The sequence below is a fragment of the Streptomyces sp. SPB162 genome (genome assembly GCF_029504575.1).
Taxonomy (GTDB): Bacteria; Actinomycetota; Actinomycetes; order Streptomycetales; family Streptomycetaceae; genus Actinacidiphila.
In genome coordinates this window covers 4,593,508-4,610,101 of sequence record NZ_JAQFII010000001.1, presented here as the reverse complement: position 1 = coordinate 4,610,101, position 16,594 = coordinate 4,593,508, and the positions used below count along the sequence as shown (strand labels likewise).

15 protein-coding genes and 1 pseudogene are annotated in these 16,594 nt (G+C 70.6%); 7 read left to right on the top strand and 9 right to left on the bottom strand.

From position 1 onward, the window contains the following. Window positions 1-3: 3 nt before the first annotated feature. From M2266_RS21135 to M2266_RS21100, 8 genes are all read right to left on the bottom strand, one after another. A complete protein-coding gene (locus M2266_RS21135) occupies window positions 4-2,001 on the bottom strand; it encodes an NADH-quinone oxidoreductase subunit L (protein WP_277439602.1) in 1,998 nt (665 codons plus the stop codon). Then, complete coding sequence (gene nuoK, locus M2266_RS21130) at window positions 1,998-2,375, bottom strand: NADH-quinone oxidoreductase subunit NuoK (protein ID WP_277439601.1); 378 nt, start codon at window positions 2,373-2,375, stop codon at window positions 1,998-2,000. Before nuoK ends, M2266_RS21135 begins: the two co-directional genes overlap by 4 nt. Beyond that, on the bottom strand, window positions 2,375-3,031 hold the full coding sequence (locus M2266_RS21125) for an NADH-quinone oxidoreductase subunit J (RefSeq protein WP_277439600.1): 657 nt from the start codon (window positions 3,029-3,031) through the stop codon (window positions 2,375-2,377). Before M2266_RS21125 ends, nuoK begins: the two co-directional genes overlap by 1 nt. Continuing rightward, entirely contained in the window at window positions 3,028-3,531 is a 504-nt protein-coding gene (locus M2266_RS21120; protein ID WP_277439599.1) for an NADH-quinone oxidoreductase subunit I, read from the bottom strand. Before M2266_RS21120 ends, M2266_RS21125 begins: the two co-directional genes overlap by 4 nt. A gap of 107 nt (window positions 3,532-3,638) precedes the next feature. Next, window positions 3,639-4,601: an NADH-quinone oxidoreductase subunit NuoH gene (nuoH, locus tag M2266_RS21115; protein ID WP_277439598.1), complete on the bottom strand. Its 963-nt coding sequence runs from the start codon at window positions 4,599-4,601 to the stop codon at window positions 3,639-3,641. After that, entirely contained in the window at window positions 4,598-5,896 is a 1,299-nt protein-coding gene (locus M2266_RS21110; RefSeq protein ID WP_277439597.1) for an NADH-quinone oxidoreductase subunit C, read from the bottom strand. Before M2266_RS21110 ends, nuoH begins: the two co-directional genes overlap by 4 nt. After that, window positions 5,893-6,543: an NADH-quinone oxidoreductase subunit B gene (locus M2266_RS21105; protein ID WP_277439596.1), complete on the bottom strand. Its 651-nt coding sequence runs from the start codon at window positions 6,541-6,543 to the stop codon at window positions 5,893-5,895. Before M2266_RS21105 ends, M2266_RS21110 begins: the two co-directional genes overlap by 4 nt. After that, window positions 6,534-6,902: an NADH-quinone oxidoreductase subunit A gene (locus M2266_RS21100; RefSeq protein ID WP_269273398.1), complete on the bottom strand. Its 369-nt coding sequence runs from the start codon at window positions 6,900-6,902 to the stop codon at window positions 6,534-6,536. The genes M2266_RS21105 and M2266_RS21100 overlap by 10 nt, the downstream gene beginning before the upstream one ends. A 198-nt stretch (window positions 6,903-7,100) precedes the next feature. Between M2266_RS21100 and M2266_RS21095 the strand changes: the two are divergent. The 5 genes and pseudogenes from M2266_RS21095 to M2266_RS21075 form a co-directional block, all read left to right on the top strand. Continuing rightward, a pseudogene (locus M2266_RS21095) lies at window positions 7,101-8,267 on the top strand (sensor domain-containing protein); the annotation flags it as partial. Between the two features lie 211 nt (window positions 8,268-8,478). Beyond that, on the top strand, window positions 8,479-9,792 hold the full coding sequence (locus M2266_RS21090) for a sensor histidine kinase (protein WP_277439595.1): 1,314 nt from the start codon (window positions 8,479-8,481) through the stop codon (window positions 9,790-9,792). A gap of 174 nt (window positions 9,793-9,966) precedes the next feature. Beyond that, window positions 9,967-10,626 (top strand): response regulator transcription factor, encoded by a 660-nt coding sequence (locus M2266_RS21085; protein WP_277441288.1) that lies wholly within the window; start codon window positions 9,967-9,969, stop codon window positions 10,624-10,626. A gap of 367 nt (window positions 10,627-10,993) precedes the next feature. Beyond that, window positions 10,994-12,934, top strand: a complete 1,941-nt coding sequence (locus M2266_RS21080; protein ID WP_277439594.1) for a 2-oxoacid:acceptor oxidoreductase subunit alpha — start codon at window positions 10,994-10,996, stop codon at window positions 12,932-12,934. After that, on the top strand, window positions 12,927-14,027 hold the full coding sequence (locus M2266_RS21075; protein WP_277439593.1) for a 2-oxoacid:ferredoxin oxidoreductase subunit beta: 1,101 nt from the start codon (window positions 12,927-12,929) through the stop codon (window positions 14,025-14,027). The genes M2266_RS21080 and M2266_RS21075 overlap by 8 nt, the downstream gene beginning before the upstream one ends. A gap of 84 nt (window positions 14,028-14,111) precedes the next feature. Here M2266_RS21075 and M2266_RS21070 read toward each other — a convergent pair whose 3' ends face one another. After that, window positions 14,112-14,537, bottom strand: coding sequence for a helix-turn-helix domain-containing protein (locus M2266_RS21070; protein ID WP_277439592.1), 426 nt, complete (start codon window positions 14,535-14,537; stop codon window positions 14,112-14,114). Between the two features lie 116 nt (window positions 14,538-14,653). Between M2266_RS21070 and M2266_RS21065 the strand changes: the two genes are divergently transcribed. Further along, entirely contained in the window at window positions 14,654-15,511 is an 858-nt protein-coding gene (locus M2266_RS21065) for an SDR family oxidoreductase (protein ID WP_277439591.1), read from the top strand. A gap of 124 nt (window positions 15,512-15,635) precedes the next feature. Further along, window positions 15,636-16,586: an EamA family transporter RarD gene (rarD, locus tag M2266_RS21060; RefSeq protein WP_277439590.1), complete on the top strand. Its 951-nt coding sequence runs from the start codon at window positions 15,636-15,638 to the stop codon at window positions 16,584-16,586. Window positions 16,587-16,594 lie beyond the last annotated feature (8 nt).

Here is a 16,594-nt window from a genome sequence, read left to right as displayed (position 1 = left end):
GGCTCACGCTCCGACGGCGACGAGGACGGCGAGTACGACGGCACCGGCCAGCAGCGCGCTGAGATAGGTCTGGACATTTCCGGTCTGGGCGCGCCGGACGGCCGCGCCGAGCAGGCGCGGCACCGCGCCCGCTCCCCGTACGTACGTCTCGACGACCTCGCGGTCGAGGAAGCGGACGAGGGTGGCGGCGGCCAGCACCGGTCGGACGAAGAGCGCCGTGTAGACGGCGTCGAGGTGGAAGCCGCGCGCGGCGTGGCGGTGCAGGCGGCCGAGGAGCAGCCTGCCCGGGTCGGCCGGGTCGTCGGACGCGGCGATGTCGCCGTAGACGGCGGTGTGGGCGGCGATGGCCGTCGCCTCCGCCTCGGCCGGCTCCGCGTCCGCGTCGGCCCCGATCGCGCCGATCGGGGCGGCGGACCGGCGGGCGGCACCGGCCGTCCAGGCGCCGTAGGTGACGAGGACGCCGACGAGGGCCAGGCCGATGCCGAGGACGGAGGTGAGGAGGGTCGGTTTCAGCTCGTTGCCGTCGAGCCACTGCGGGAGGTCGAAGACCGTCGGAACGAGGGAGACCATGCCGAACGCGACGCTGGGGACGGCGAGCACCCACAGGACGGCGTTCATGATCACGGGCTCGCGCCCGTGGTCGGCGGCTCGGGGGCCGCGGCCGCGGAAGGCGAGCAGGAAGAGCCGGGTGGCATAGCCGGCGGTGAGCACGGCGGTGATCAGACCGGCGGCCAGCACCGTCCAGCCGACCGCCGACGGCACGCCGTCGGCGTGGCCGCCGGAGGCGTGCTCGGCGGCGCGCAGCACCGATTCCTTGGAGAAGAAACCGGAGAAGGGGGGCAGGGCGGCGAGCGCCGCCAGGGCGATGCCCATGGTCCACATGGCGTCAGGGGCGCGCTTGCCGAGGTCGCCCATGCGGGACATCGCCGACAGCGAGTTGGTGCCGGCGGCGTGGATGACCACGCCCGCGCCGAGGAAGAGCAGCGCCTTGAAGGCGCCGTGGGACAGGAGGTGGAAGACGGCGGCGCTGCGGTCGCCTACGGCGAGCGCGCCGGCCATGTAGCCGAGCTGACCGATGGTCGAGTAGGCCAGCACCCGCTTGATGTCGTCCTGGGCGAGGGCCGCGAGACCCGAGCCGATCATGGTGACGGCGGCCATCACCGCCAGGACCGTGAGCGCGGCCGCGCTGGCGGTGAAGACGGGCAGCAGCCGGGCGACGAGGTAGATGCCGGCCGCGACCATGGTCGCGGCATGGATCAGCGCGGAGACCGGCGTCGGGCCGGCCATCGCGTCGGGCAGCCAGGTGTGCAGCGGGAACTGGGCGGACTTGCCCGCGACTCCGGCCAGAAGCAGCAGGGCGATGAGCGTCGGGTGCTGCAGCTGGCCGTGGGTGGCGGCGGTGAGGATCCCGTTGATGCGGAAGGTGCCCGCGTCGGTGGCGAGGGCGAAGACGCCGATGATGAAGGGGACGTCGCCGAGCTTGGTGACGAGGAACGCCTTCATGGACGCGGCGCGGGCGACCTCGGTCTCCCAGTAGTGGCCGACCAGGAAGTACGAGCAGATGCCCATGATCTCCCAGCCCACCAGCAGCACCATGAGGTCGCCGGAGTAGACGACCAGGAACATGGCGGCGGTGAAGAGGGAGACCAGGGCGGCGTAGGAGGGGTAACGGGGATCGTCACGCAGGTACGCCGTCGAGTAGAGCTGGACGCAGGTCGCGACGAGGCCGACGAGGACCGCGATCAGGACGGCGAAGCCGTCCAGGTGCAGGGCGAGGTCGATGGGGACCGAGCCGGTCGGGGTGAGCCGGGTCGCCGCGTCGGTGGGCGCGCCGCTGCCCTGCCGCACGGCGACGATCGCGGCCAGCGCGAAGGCCGCGGCGGTCGGCAGCACGGCGAGCGGCCGGACGAATCCGGGGGCGCGCCGGCCCAGCAGCAGTCCGGCGGCGGCGCCGAGGAACGGCAGCAGCGGGACCAGCGCGGCAAGGGTCGTGAGGGTCACGCGGTGGCCTCTGCCTTCTCGTCTGCCGCCGCGTCCGGCGTGCCGGCCGGGCCGGGTCCGGCGGGTCCGGTCTCGGCGAGGTCGGTGAGCTTGTCGACGTCGGAACTGCCGCGGTTGCGGTAGACGAGCAGCACGATCGCCAGGCCGATGCCGATCTCGGCGGCGGCGATGGTGATCGTGAAGAGCGTCAGCGCCTGGCCGGCGTGCAGGGTGTCGCGGAGCCAGACGTCGAACGCGACGAGGTTGAGGTTCACCGCGTTCAGCATCAGCTCGACGGACATCAGGACGAGGATCGCGTTGCGGCGGGCCAGCACCCCGTACAGCCCGATGGAGAAGAGGAGGACCGCGAGCACAGCGGGATAAGCGAGGTGCATCAGCTCTCCTTGTCCGGGCTGTACTGGTTCTGGTTCTGGCTCCGGCTCTGGCTCTGGGTCCGGCCCTGGCTCTGGGTCCGGCCCTGGTCCTGCTCTGGGGTCTCGTCGCGGTCCTGGTTCTTGCGCGACAGCACGATGGCACCGACCAGAGCGGCGAGCAGCAGCACCGAGAGCGCCTCGAACGGCAGCACCCAGTGCTGGAAGAGGGTCTGCCCGGTGACCTTCGTGGAACCCTGGACCGGCCCGTCCAGATTGATCCACGTGGTGCGGAAGGCGTCGACCACCACCCAGACCAGGGTGATCGCCGAGGCGGCCGCCACGATGACGGCCACCCAGCGGTTGTCGGAATCCGCGTCCGGCGAGCGGCCGATGGGAGCGCGGGTCAGCATCAGCCCGAACAGGATCAGGACGACGACGGAACCGACGTAGATCAGCACCTGCACCCACGCGATGAACTCCGCCGTCAGCAGCAGGTACTCGACGGCGATCCCGCCGAGCGCGACCACCAGCCACAGCGCGGCGTGCACCAGCTGCTTGGTGATGACGGAGACCAGGGCGGCGCCGAGGGTGGCGATCCCGACGAGAACGAAGGCGATCTCGACCCCGGTCGGGGAGAGGAACCCGGAAGGGGCCGCGGCGGCGGCTGCGAGGCTCATGCGCTGCTCTCCGGGGGTGACTGCTCGGCCTGCTGCGCGGCGATGAGCTTGTCCGCCGCCTTGCGGGCGGCGGCGATCTCCTTGGGCTCCTCGGCGCCGGGGTCCAGCGCGGGCGGGGCCGGCACCGTCCACATCCAGTCGCGGAGCTTGTCGCGCTCATGGGTCAGTTCGAGGATGTCGGTCTCGGCGTACTCGAACTCCGGCGTCCAGAAGAGCGCGTCGAAGGGACACACCTCGATGCAGATCCCGCAGTACATGCAGAGCGAGAAGTCGATGGCGAAGCGGTCCAGCACGTTGCGGCTGCGCTCGCGCCCGCCGGGCGTGGCGGCGGGAGTCGTCTCCTTGTGGGAGTCGATGTAGATGCACCAGTCGGGGCATTCGCGCGCGCACAGCATGCAGACCGTGCAGTTCTCCTCGAACAGCGCGATGACGCCGCGGCTGCGCGGCGGCAGGTCGGGCTGCACGTCGGGGTACTGCGCGGTGACGGAACGGCGCGTCATCGCCTTGAGGGTGACGGCGAGGCCCTTGGCCAGGCCGTGCCCGGGAAATCGAGAGGTGCTCCCGGAGGGAGGCGTGGGAGGGGCGGGGGTGGGAGACGGGCGGGCCACTAGGAGATCACCACCTTGACGACGCCGGTGAGCGCGATCTGCGCCAAGGCGAGCGGAATGAGGACAGTCCAGGCGAGTTTCTGCAGCTGGTCCTCGCGCAGGCGCGGGTAGGTGACCCGGAGCCAGATGACGACGAAGGCGAGCACCGCGGTCTTGAGCAGCGTCCACACCCAGCCGACGCTGTCGGCCCACGGACCGTGCCAGCCGCCGAGGAACAGCACGGTGGTGAGCCCGCACAGGACGACGATGCCGGCGTACTCCGCGAGCAGGAAGAGCGCGAAGCGCAGGCCCGTGTACTCGGTGTACGCGCCGAAGATGATCTCCGAGTCGGCGACCGGCATGTCGAACGGTGGACGCTGCAGTTCGGCCAGCCCCGCGATGAAGAAGACGAGCGCGCCGACGATCTGCCACGGCGTCCACCACCACTGGTACGCGTCGACGATCCCGGGCAGCGAGAGCGTGCCCGCCGCCATCGCGACGGAGGCCGCGGCCAGCAGCATCGGCAGTTCGTAGGCCATCAGCTGGGCGGCGGTACGCAACCCGCCGAGCAGCGAGAACTTGTTGGCCGACGCCCAGCCGGCCATCAGCGACCCCAGGACCCCGACGCCCATCACCGCGAGCACGAAGAACAGGCCCGCGTCGACGGCCTGTCCCACGAAGCCGTTCGGGCCGACCGGGATGGCGATCAGCACCAGGAGGTACGGCAGCAGCGCGACCGCGGGCGCCAACTGGAAGATCCGCCGGTCGGCGTCGGCCGGGACGATGTCCTCCTTCTGCGCGAACTTCACCCCGTCGGCGACCAACTGGGCCCACCCGTGGAAGCCGCCCGCGTACATCGGCCCGAGACGGCCCTGCATGTGGGCCATCACCTTGTGCTCGGCCTGCCCGATGATCAGCGGAAAAGTAAGGAAGACGACGAGAACGGCGACGAGCCGCAGCGCGACATCGAGGATGTCGTTCACCGGGTCTGGCCTCCCTCGGGGTCGGGGTTCTCGGGGTTCTTCGGGGCGGGTTCCGCGGGTTCAGCCGGTTCCGCGGGTTCAGCCGGTTCAGCGGGTTCAGCCGGTTCAGCCGGTTCCGCGGGTTCAGCGGGTTCCGCGGGTTCAGCGGGTTCAGCCGGTTCCGCGGGTTCAGCCGGTTCCGTCGCTGCCACGGGAGGCGCGGGTTCCGTGGGTTCAACCGGTTCAGCGGGTTCAGCCGGTTCCGCGGGTTCAGCAGGTTCCGTGGGTTCAGCCGGTTCCGTCGCTGCCACGGGAGGCGCGGGTTCCGTGGGTTCAACCGGTTCAGCGGGTTCCGTCGCTGCCACGGGAGGCGCGGGTTCCGTGGGTTCAACCGGTCCAGCGGGTTCCGTCGCTTCCGCGGGAGGCGCGGGTTCCGCGGGCGCCCGCTCCACCGCCGGGGCGCCCGTTGCTTCTGGCTGCTGCCAGGGAGCGTCGGGCCGGCCGGTTGTCGGGCGGGCGCGGCGGGCGGGGCGCTCGGCGGCCGCCCCGGCACCCGCGGCCGCCCCGGCACCCGCACCGCGCGCAGCGCCCGCGGCACCCGCCGGGCGGGGGGTGCGGGCCGCACGGACCGGGGCCGGGGGGAGTTGGCCCTTGAGGGGGCCCCATTCGTTCGGGTCCGGGACGCCCGGCGGGAGCATCGTCCGGCGCTTGGGGCCGCCGTGCTCCGACTCGCCCGGCTCCTTGGCGCCGGGCCACGCCTTGGCGACGCGGGCGGCGAGGACGAAGTCCTTGCGCAGCGGGTGGCCCTCGAACTCGTCGGGGAGCAGTAGCGGCACCAGATGCGGGTGGCCGGTGAAGTCGATGCCGAACATTTCGTGGGTCTCGCGCTCGTGCCAGCCGGCGCCCGCGAAGACGTCCGTGGCGGTGGGCAGCGCGGCGGCCGCGTGCGGGACGGTGGTGCGTACGAGCAGGCGCCGCACCCCACGGCCGTCGGCCGCGGCGCCGGGCAGCGACACGAGGTGCGCGCACACCCGGAAGCCGGCGGCGGCCTCGTCGACGGCGCTCAGCCAGTCGAAGTAGGTGCAGCCGAGCTTGTCCCTGGCGATCTCCAGCGCGGCGATCCACGACCCGACCGGAACGTCCACGGTCAGCAGGCCGAAGGCCTCCGTCGCCGTCGCCTCGGCCCCGAAGACCTCCGACGCGGCAGCCGGCAGCCACCCGACGGCCGGCTCGGCGGCGACGGGGCCCGGCTCGACGGCGTTCGGCCCAGCGCCGGCGTCCGCGCCCGGCTCCCCATCCGGTTCCGGAGTCGTCATCGCGGGTCCTCCCCCGGCGTCGGCGGCGCGGCGATCAGTTTGCTGCTCAGGGCCGCCGCACTCGGGCGGGCCGCGGAACCGGTGGCGTAGCGGTCGGCGAGCGACTCGCGGGCGATCTTCTCCTGGAGCTTGAGGATCCCCTGGAGCAGCGCCTCGGGCCGCGGCGGGCAACCGGGGACGTAGACGTCGACGGGAATGATCTGGTCGACGCCCTTGGTGACGGAGTACGAGTCCCAGTACGGGCCCCCGCAGTTGGAGCAGGCGCCGAAGGAGATGACGTACTTCGGCTCGGGCATCTGCTCGTAGAGCCGCCGGACGGCCGGGGCCATCTTGTCCGTGACGGTGCCGGAGACGATCATCAGGTCCGCCTGCCGGGGGCCGGGCGCGAACGGGATGACGCCGAGCCGGATGAAGTCGTGCCGGGCCATCGACGCGGCGATGAACTCGATCGCGCAGCACGCGAGCCCGAAGTTGAAGACCCACAGGCTGTAGCGGCGGCCCCAGTTCAGGATCACCTTCATCGGCTCCGGCGCGAGCCGGGCGAGCGTGCCCAGCCGGCGTGGCTCCGGCAGGTACTGGACCTCGCTCCCGTCCGGCCCGGAAACGTCCGGGGCATTCGCAGCGGGCACCGCAGGGGTCACGTCCATTCGAGGACGCCCTTCTTCCAGGCGTAGAGCAGGCCGACGGCCAGGAAGCCGATGAAGACGAACATCTCCACCAGCGTGGCGGCGCCGAACCCGGGTGCGGCGAAGACGGTCGCCCACGGGAACAGGAAGATCGCGTCCACCGCGAAGATCACATAAAGGAACGAGTACACGTAGTAACGGATCTGGGTGTGCGCCCAGCCCTCGCCGACGGGGTCGACCCCGCATTCGTACGTGAGCATTTTTTCCTGCGTCGGCACGACCGGCCGCAAAAGCCGCCCGGCGCCGAAGGCCACGGCCACGAAGAGCACCCCGACCACCGCGACCAGGCCGACGACCGAGTAGCCGTGGAAGTAGTCCACGTCTGTCCGCCCCTCGTTCCCTCGTAGTCCAGCTATCCCAGCGGATCTGTGGATCTTTAACTGATCTATACGGAGGGAGTCTAGGCCCTGGCTTGAGCCTGGGAAGCGGGCGTGCACTCGTCAGGGGGGTTAACCCCACCTTGTCCTGCCCCACGAACCCCATGGCGCTCCGGCCGCCCGTACCGGCAGGCTGGGACCATGAGCCCGAGTCCTGCCGTCCCGACCTCCGCCGAACCCGCCCCGCTGCCGCCACCGCGGCTCGCGTACGGCGCTGCGACCTGGAAGGAAGTCGGGTATCTGCTGCTGAATCTGCCGATCGTGATCATCGGCTTCGTGTTCGTCGTCACGATGCTGGCGATCGGCCTCGGGCTGTCGGTCACAGTGATCGGACTGCCGCTGCTCGCGGGCGGCCTCGTCGGCTGCCGGCTGCTCGGCAGGCTCGAGCGGGCGCGCGCCCGGGAGCTGCTGGGTGTGGTGATCGACGACCCCCGGCCGATGCGGCCGAGCACCTTCGGCTTCCTGCCGTGGCTGTGGGCGACGCTGAAGGACCCGGTCGCCTGGCGGCACGCGCTGTACTTCGCCATCCGGCTGCCCTGGGGCATCCTCACCTTCACCCTCACCCTCGTCTCGCTCTTCGTCGCCTGGCCCGCGCTCGGCTACATCGCGCGCGGGCTCAGCACCGTGGACCGGCTGATGGTGCGGGGGCTGCTGCAGCCCTCGGACGAGCTGGAGCGGCGGATCGCCGAGCTGGAGTCCGACCGCGGGGTCGTCGTGGACCACGCGGCGGCCGACCTGCGACGCATCGAACGCGATCTGCACGACGGGGCGCAAGCCCGGCTCGTCGCCCTGGCGATGGACCTCGGCCTGGCCAAGGAGAAGCTGCTGGAGGACCCGGAGGCGGCGGCCAAGATGGTGGGCGAGGCGCACGGTGAGGTGAAGATCGCGCTGCAGGAGCTGCGTGATCTCGCCCGCGGCATCCATCCCGCGATCCTCACCGACCGCGGCCTGAACGCCGCGCTGTCGTCGGTCGCCGCGCGCTGCACGGTGCCGGTCCAGGTCGGTGTCGACCTGACGGCCCGGCCCGCGGCGGCGATCGAGGGCATCGCCTACTTCACCGTCTCCGAGCTGCTGCAGAACATCAGCAAGCACAGCGGGGCGCGCACCGCCAGTGTCGACCTGTGGCGTTCGCAGGAGCGGCTGATGATCCAGGTCAGGGACGACGGGAACGGCGGCGCCGGTACCTCGGGCGGTACGGGGCTGGCCGGGCTCACCGAGCGCCTCGACTCCGTCGACGGCCTGCTCGTCGTGGACTCCCCCGAGGGCGGCCCGACGACCATCACCGCCGAACTCCCCTGGCGCGACCGCGAACAGGCGCCACCGCGGTCCGGGAACCCCCGCCAGGGCCCACCTCACGAGGTAGAGCCCCCTCGCGAGACAACCCCTCGCAAGGTAGAGCCCCCTCGCGAGGTAGGGATATCCCCCTCCCGAACACGCCGATCCGCACCATGGGCGGGGGAGCGCCGTTCGACCAGGCTGTATGTCATAAGGGAGCAAAAACCAGAGGACGGACGGAATCATGGCCTACGATTTTTCGCCGGCAACGCGCGAACACCGTTTCCCAGCGGTGCTGCGCGCGCCGTTCGAGGCGAGGACCTGGCGTGAGTTCGGCTACCTGTTGCTGAACCTGCCCATGGGCATCCTCGCCTTCACCTACGTGGTGACCATGCTGTCCCTGGGTGCCGGCCTCCTCATCACCTTCCTCGGCCTGCCGGTACTCGCGGCGGGTCTGGCGGGCTGCCGGGGCATCGGTGTCATCGAGCGCGCACGGGCCCGCGGGCTGCTGCGTCACGACGTGCCGGAGCCGGGTCCCGTCCGGGCCGCCAAGAAGGGCTTCATGCCGTGGCTCGGCGCCCAGCTCAAGAGCGGTGTCGCCTGGCGGCACGCCCTCTACTGCTTCCTGCACTTCCCCTGGGCGGTCTTCAGCTTCTCCATCGCGTTGACGTTCTTCTTCTACGGCTGGGGCTTCCTGACCTATCCGCTGTGGCGCTGGATCTTCCCCGCCTACCTCGGCCAGTCGGGACTGCAGCTGTACGGCGACGAGCACGGCGGCGGCTGGTACCTGCACACCGCGGGCGACATGGTGCTCGCCTCCTCCGTCGGCCTGGTCTTCGTCATCGTCACCCCCTGGGCGATCCGCGGCATGGCGCACGTCGACCGTGCGCTGGTGTCGGGGCTGCTCGGCCCGTCGAAGCTGGCGACCCGCGTCACCGAGCTGGAGTCCGACCGCGGGGTGGTCGTGGACCATGCGGCCGCCGACCTGCGGCGCATCGAACGCGATCTGCACGACGGGGCGCAGGCCCGGCTCGTCGCCCTGGCGATGGACCTCGGCCTGGCCAAGGAGAAGCTGCTGGAGGACCCGCAGGCCGCGGCGGTCATGGTGGGCGAGGCGCACGGCGAGGTGAAGATCGCGCTGCAGGAGCTGCGCGACCTGGCCCGCGGCATCCACCCCGCGATCCTCACCGACCGCGGTCTCGGCCCGGCCCTGTCGGCGGTGGCCGCGCGCTGCACGGTGCCGGTGAGCGTGACCGTGGACCTACCGGCCCGCCCGGTGCCCGCGATCGAGGGCATCGCGTACTTCACCGTCTCCGAGCTGCTGCAGAACATCAGCAAGCACAGCGGGGCGTCCAAGGCCCAGGTCGACATCTGGCGCTCCGCGGACCGGATGATGCTCTACGTCTTCGACAACGGCGTCGGCGGTGTCGACACCACGGCCGGCTCCGGGCTGGCGGGGCTGATGGAGCGGCTCGACGCCGTCGACGGGGTGCTGGCCGTCGACTCCCCGGCCGGCGGGCCGACCCGCATCACGGCCGAACTGCCCTGGCGGGTGTGAGCCGCACCCACCCCTCTGACAACCAGCGACCACCCACGCACCCGATCGCCGGACCGGCCCGAAAATCGGGTCGGTCCGGCGATTGGGTGCGGTCGGCTCCCCATCCCGGGTCCGGTTGCTGGAATGCTGGGGTGTCACATCGAACGTGGGGGGCTGGAAAACGTGGGAGACAGGGTGCGGGTCGTCATCGCCGAGGATTCGGTACTGCTTCGGGAGGGCCTGACCCGGTTGCTGACCGACCGGGGCCATGACGTCGTCGCGGGAGTGGGCGACGCGGTCGCGTTGATCAAGGTCATCAAGGAGATGGCGGACGAGGGCGAACTCCCCGACGTGGTGGTGGCGGACGTCAGGATGCCGCCCACCCATACGGACGAAGGCGTCCGGGCCGCCGTTCAGCTGCGCCGGGAGCATCCGGGGGTCGGCGTCCTGGTGCTGTCGCAGTACGTCGAGGAGCAGTACGCGACGGAACTGCTGGCGGGCAGTAGCCGCGGGGTCGGCTATCTGCTCAAGGACCGGGTGGCGGAGGTCCGCGAGTTCGTGGACGCCGTGGTCCGGGTGGCCCAGGGCGGTACGGCCCTGGACCCCGAGGTCGTGGCGCAGCTGCTGGGCCGGAGCCGGAAGCAGGACGTCCTGGCGGGGCTCACTCCGCGCGAGCGCGAGGTACTGGGCCTGATGGCCGAGGGCAGGACGAACTCCGCGGTCGCCGCCCAGCTCGTGGTGAGCGACGGCGCGGTGGAGAAGCACGTGAGCAACATCTTCCTGAAGCTCGGGCTGGCGCCGAGCGGCGGGGACCACCGCCGGGTGCTGGCCGTGCTCACCTACCTGAACTCGTAATCCTCTGACAGTGTGTCATTGGAGGTTGCGAACGCACCACGCATCACGCGGGACCCCCCACCTACGCGACCTGGCGCACCACACACCGGCAGGACGCACCACACACCGATACGGAGCAGCACGCACTGGCATTGAGTCCCACTCATGCGCGCGGTCGTAGAACTGAGATACCACACGACAGCGTCATACGAGTGAGGGCTTCGGGGGGCGATTGAACCGTGATGAAACACGGCAAACAGGAAGCTCAGCGCGACGTTCAGGATGCGCCCAAACCCCGGGAACGTGACCCTTGCCTCCGTACGATGTACGTGGGATCAACGGTCATGACCGTGTCCGTGAGCCGCCGCCTCGAAGGAGGTCCGATTCAGTGACCAGCCAGGTCAGCAGCCCAGCCCTAGGACAACCGCCGCTGCTCGGTGAGCAGCGCAGACCGGCCAAAGAGGTGCAACGGCTGGACCGGGTGATCATCCGGTTCGCCGGGGACTCGGGTGACGGTATGCAGCTCACCGGGGACCGCTTCACTTCGGAGACGGCGTCGTTCGGCAACGACCTCTCGACGTTGCCGAATTTCCCGGCCGAGATCCGGGCGCCCGCGGGGACCCTGCCGGGGGTGTCGAGTTTTCAGCTGCACTTCGCCGACCACGACATCCTCACTCCGGGTGACGCCCCTAACGTGCTCGTCGCGATGAACCCGGCCGCGCTGAAGGCGAATATCGCCGATCTGCCGCGCGGTGCGGAGGTCATCGTCAATACGGACGAGTTCACCAAGCGGGCGATGACGAAGGTCGGTTACGCGGCCAGCCCGCTGGAGGACGGGTCGCTGGAGGCGTACGCGGTCCATCCGGTGCCGCTGACGAGCTTGACGGTGGAGGCCTTGAAGGACTCGGGGCTGGCGCGCAAGGACGCGGAGCGGGCGAAGAACATGTTCGCGCTGGGCCTGCTGTCGTGGATGTACCACCGGCCGACCGAGGGCACCGAGAAGTTCCTGCGCACGAAGTTCGCGAAGAAGCCGGACATCGCCGAGGCGAACATCACGGCCTTTCGGGCGGGGTGGAACTTCGGGGAGACCACCGAGGACTTCGCGGTCTCCTATGAGATCGCCCCGGCGTCCGCCGCTTTCCGGGCGGGCACGTACCGCAACATCTCGGGGAATCTGGCGTTGTCGTACGGTCTGGTCGCCGCGAGCCGGCAGGCCGATCTGCCGCTGTACCTGGGCTCGTACCCGATCACGCCGGCCTCCGACATCCTGCATGAACTGAGCCGGCACAAGAACTTCGGTGTGCGCACGTTCCAGGCCGAGGATGAGATCGCGGCGATCGGGGCCGCTCTGGGTGCGGCGTTCGGTGGGGCGCTGGCGGTGACGACGACGTCGGGGCCGGGTGTGGCGTTGAAGTCGGAGACGATCGGGCTGGCGGTGTCGTTGGAGTTGCCGCTGCTGGTGGTGGCGATTCAGCGCGGTGGCCCGTCGACGGGCCTGCCGACCAAGACCGAGCAGGCGGACCTGCTGCAGGCGATGTACGGGCGCAACGGTGAGGCGCCGGTACCGATCGTGGCGCCGGCCACCGCCGCCGACTGCTTCGACGCCGCGATCGAGGCGGCCCGGATCGCTTTGGCCTACCGGACCCCGGTGTTTCTGCTGTCCGACGGCTACCTGGCCAACGGCAGCGAGCCGTGGCGGATCCCCGAGATCGACGAACTCCCCGACCTGCGGGTGCAGTTCGCCACCGGGCCGAACCACACGCTGGACAACGGCGACGAGGTGTTCTGGCCGTACAAGCGCGATCCGCAGACGCTGGCCCGCCCCTGGGCGGTACCCGGCACACCCGGTCTCGAACACCGCATCGGCGGCATCGAGAAGCAGGACGGCACGGGCCACATCTCCTACGACCCGGCCAACCACGACCTCATGGTCCGCACCCGCCAGGCCAAGATCGACGGGATCGACGTACCGGACCTGGAGGTCGACGACCCGAGCGTCGTCGACGGAGAGCCGCACGCCCGCACCCTCGTCATCGGCTGGGGCTCGACGTACGGCCCGATCGCCGCCGCGGTACGGCGGATCCGGGCCGGCGGCGGCCGGGTCGCGCAGGCCCATCTGCGCCACCTCAACCCGTTCCCGAGGAATCTCGGAGAGGTTCTGCGGCGTTACGACAAGGTGGTGGTCCCCGAGATGAACCTCGGACAGCTCGCCCACCTGCTGCGGGCGAAGTACCTGGTGGACGCCCGCTCGTACAACCAGGTCACCGGTCTGCCGTTCAAGGCCGAACAGCTCGCTCACGCCATCATGGAGGAGGGCGCAGATGTCTGAGGCAACCATCACCGACCACCCCACGCCGGGGCTTCCGGCGCTGTCATTGGTCCCCAAGTCCGAGACCAAGCAGTCGATGAAGGACTTCAAGACGGACCAGGAGGTGCGCTGGTGCCCGGGATGCGGTGACTACGCGGTCCTGGCCGCCGTCCAGTCCTTCATGCCCGAGTTGGGCATCGCACGCGAGAACGTGGTGTTCGTCTCGGGCATCGGCTGCTCGTCGCGCTTCCCGTACTACATGAACACCTACGGAATGCACTCCATCCACGGCCGCGCCCCGGCCATCGCCACCGGACTCGCCTCCTCCCGGCGGGACTTGAGCGTCTGGGTGGTCACCGGCGACGGGGACGCGCTCTCCATCGGGGGCAACCACCTCATCCACGCGCTGCGCCGCAACGTCAACCTCAAGATCCTGCTGTTCAACAACCGGATCTACGGCCTGACGAAAGGTCAGTACTCGCCCACCTCCGAGGTCGGCAAGATCACCAAGTCGACCCCGATGGGCTCGCTGGACGCACCGTTCAACCCCGTCTCGCTCGCCATCGGCGCCGAGGCGAGCTTCGTGGCGCGCACCATCGACTCCGACCGCAAGCACCTGCAGTCCGTGCTGCGCGAGGCCGCCGCCCACCCGGGCACCGCACTGGTGGAGATCTACCAGAACTGCAACATCTTCAACGACGGCGCCTTCGACGCGCTCAAGGACCAACAGACCGCCCAGGACGCCCTGATCCGCCTCGAACACGGTCAGCCGATCCGGTTCGGAGCCCCGGCCGAGGACGGACTGGGCTCCAAGGGCGTCATCAGGGACGCGGCCACCGGCGAACTCAAGGTGATCGACGTGACCGTGCAAGGGACGGCAGGGGTGCTCGTCCACGACTCCCACGCCGCGTCGCCCACCACCGCGTTCGCCCTGTCCCGTATCGCCGACGCCGACACCCTGCACCACACCCCCATCGGGGTGCTGCGCAGCGTCGAACGCCCGGTCTACGACGCCGACATGTCCGACCAACTGGAACGCGCCGTCGAGGAGAAAGGCAAGGGCGACCTCGCCGCACTGCTCGCCGGCCAGGACACCTGGACGGTCGTCGGCTGACGCCCGCACGACGGCACGACGGCACCGATGCCCGCACGGGAAGCTCCCCGTGCGGGCATCGTCGTTGAGGGCAACGTCAGCGCGTCACCGTGTTCCGTGCGCGGCGTCGTACGTCTCGCGCGCCTCGAACACGTCAGGCAGTGAGCCGCCGATCCAGCGGGCCAGTTCCCAGACGCGGCGCGCGGCGCCCTCGCCGAGCGGAGTGAGGGAGTACTCCACGCGCGGCGGAATCACGGGGTACGCCTCGCGGTGCACGAAGCCATCCCGTTCCAGCGCCTGCAGCGTCTGGGCGAGCATCTTCTCGCTCACCCCGCCGACCTGCCGGCGCAGCTCGCTGAACCGGCGCGTCCCGTCGATCAGCGCGGCGAGGACGAGCACGCCCCAGCGGCTGGTGACGTGCTCCAGGACCAGGCGCGAGGGGCAGTCCGCCGAGAAGACGTCGGGGACCTCTCGCGGGGGCGCGGTGGCGATCAGCTGCTGCAGGGCACTGGGCTCGATACTTACGCTCATACCAGTACCTTACTTCAAAGTGGGTACTTACGACTAGTTAGTGCAGCCCCTAGGGTGAGTGCATAAGCCATTGCGGCGCAGTCGCCCGTGAAGCCGTCATTACAGGAGCCCTCACCATGAGCATCGTTGTCACCGGAGCCACCGGACAGCTCGGCCGCCTCGTCATCGAAGAGCTGCTGGAGCGCGTGCCGGCCGACCGCGTCGCCGCCGTGGTCCGCGACGCGGACAAGGCCGCCGACCTCGCCGCCCGCGGCGTCGAGCTGCGGATCGCCGACTACAGCAGCCCGGCGACGCTCAAGGACGCCTTCCACCCCGCGGACACGGTGCTGCTGATCTCCAGCAACGACCTGCAGAGCCGGGTGGCGCAGCACGCCGCGGTGATCGACGCCGCCAAGGAGGCCGGGGTTGCGCGGCTCGTCTACACCGGCGTGCTCGGCGGCCCCGACGCCGACTTCCTGCTCGCCTCCGCCCACCGCGAGACGGAGGACCTTATCCTCGCGTCCGGGCTCCCGTACACGTTCCTGCGCAACGGCTGGTACACCGAGAACTACACGAGCCAGCTCGCCACGGTGCTGGAGCACGGCGCCGTCGTCGGCAGCGCCCGCGAGGGCCGGGTCGCCTCCGCCGCCCGCCGGGACTACGCGGCCGCCGCCGCGGTCGTCCTGGCCGGGGAGGGCCACGAGAACATCGCCTACGAGCTGAGCGGCGACGTCGCCTGGTCCCTGCCCGAGTACGCCGCCGAGGTCGCGCGGCAGACCGGCCGCGAGGTCGTCTACACCGACCTGCCCGCCGAGGACTTCCGCGCACTGCTGACGGGCGCGGGCATGCCCGCGGACTTCGCCGTGGTCTTCGCCGACGTGGACGACGCGATATCGCGCGGCCGGCTCGCCGTCACCACCGGCGACCTGGCCCGGCTGACCGGCCGCCCGACCACGCCGTTGGCGGCGACGGTCGCCGAGGCACTGAAGGCCTGAGGCCCCGCCGGGCTCCACTCTCTGTTAAGCCCCCCGTGTCACGACCGTTAAGCGATACGGCCATGACACGCGGGGCTCGACGGCGCTACCTTCGACGCATGGGCATCTGCCGGAGGAGCATCCGTTGTCGCAACCAGTGAACGAACACCGCGCGGGCCTCGCCTACGGGTTCGCCGCCTACGGACTCTGGGGCGCGTTCCCGCTCTTCTGGCCGCTTCTCCAACCCGCCGGAGCACTGGAGATCCTCGCCCACCGGATGGTCTGGTCGCTCGCCGTCGTCGCGGTGATCCTGCTGGTCATGCGCCGCTGGGCCTGGATACCCGAGCTGCTGCGGCAGCCCAAGCGGCTCGGCCTGCTGGCGGTCGCCGCCGCCGTCGTCTCGGTGAACTGGGGCCTGTACATCTGGGGCGTCAACTCCGGGCACGTCGTCGAGACCTCACTCGGCTACTTCATCAACCCGCTGGTCACCATCGCCATCGGCGTGCTGGTCCTGCGCGAGCGCCTGCGGCCGCTGCAGTGGACCGCCGTCGGGATCGGCGTCGCCGCCGTCCTCGTGCTGGCCATCGGTTACGGACGGCTGCCGTGGATCGCCCTCACGCTCGCCTTCTCGTTCGCCACGTACGGCTACATCAAGAAGAAGGTCGGCATGGGCGGCCTGGAGTCACTGGCCGCCGAGACCTCCGTGCAGTTCCTGCCCGCCCTGGGTTACCTGATCTTCCTCGGCGCCCGGGGCGACGCCACCTTCACCGCCGACGGCCCCGGCCACGCCACTCTCCTCATGATGTGCGGCCTCGTCACCGCCGGCCCCCTCGTCGCCTTCGGCGCCGCCGCCATCCGCCTGCCCCTGAGCACCATCGGGCTCCTGCAGTACCTCGCCCCGGTCTTCCAGTTCCTTCTCGGGCTGGTCTACTTCCACGAAGCCATGCCGCCCGAACGCTGGGCCGGCTTCGGCCTCGTCTGGGCCGCCCTCGCCCTCCTCACCTGGGACGCCCTCCACAACGCCCACCGCACCCGCACCGCCGCCCGCGACGCCGCGGCAGCAGCGGTCACCGCACAGTCCGCGGCCCCGGCCTGACCTGCCCC

Bases quoted from the DNA above. Each gene is read 5' to 3' on its own strand.
- M2266_RS21110 (WP_277439597.1), bottom strand. From the start codon at position 5,896: ATGACGACTCCGGAACCGGATGGGGAGCCGGGCGCGGACGCCGGCGCT.
- M2266_RS21070 (WP_277439592.1), bottom strand. From the start codon at position 14,537: ATGAGCGTAAGTATCGAGCCCAGTGCCCTGCAGCAGCTGATCGCCACC.
- M2266_RS21090 (WP_277439595.1), top strand. From the start codon at position 8,479: ATGGCCTACGATTTTTCGCCGGCAACGCGCGAACACCGTTTCCCAGCG.
- nuoK (WP_277439601.1), bottom strand. From the start codon at position 2,375: ATGCACCTCGCTTATCCCGCTGTGCTCGCGGTCCTCCTCTTCTCCATC.
- M2266_RS21120 (WP_277439599.1), bottom strand. From the start codon at position 3,531: ATGACGCGCCGTTCCGTCACCGCGCAGTACCCCGACGTGCAGCCCGAC.
- M2266_RS21075 (WP_277439593.1), top strand. From the start codon at position 12,927: ATGTCTGAGGCAACCATCACCGACCACCCCACGCCGGGGCTTCCGGCG.
- M2266_RS21105 (WP_277439596.1), bottom strand. From the start codon at position 6,543: ATGGACGTGACCCCTGCGGTGCCCGCTGCGAATGCCCCGGACGTTTCC.
- M2266_RS21125 (WP_277439600.1), bottom strand. From the start codon at position 3,031: ATGAGCCTCGCAGCCGCCGCCGCGGCCCCTTCCGGGTTCCTCTCCCCG.
- M2266_RS21065 (WP_277439591.1), top strand. From the start codon at position 14,654: ATGAGCATCGTTGTCACCGGAGCCACCGGACAGCTCGGCCGCCTCGTC.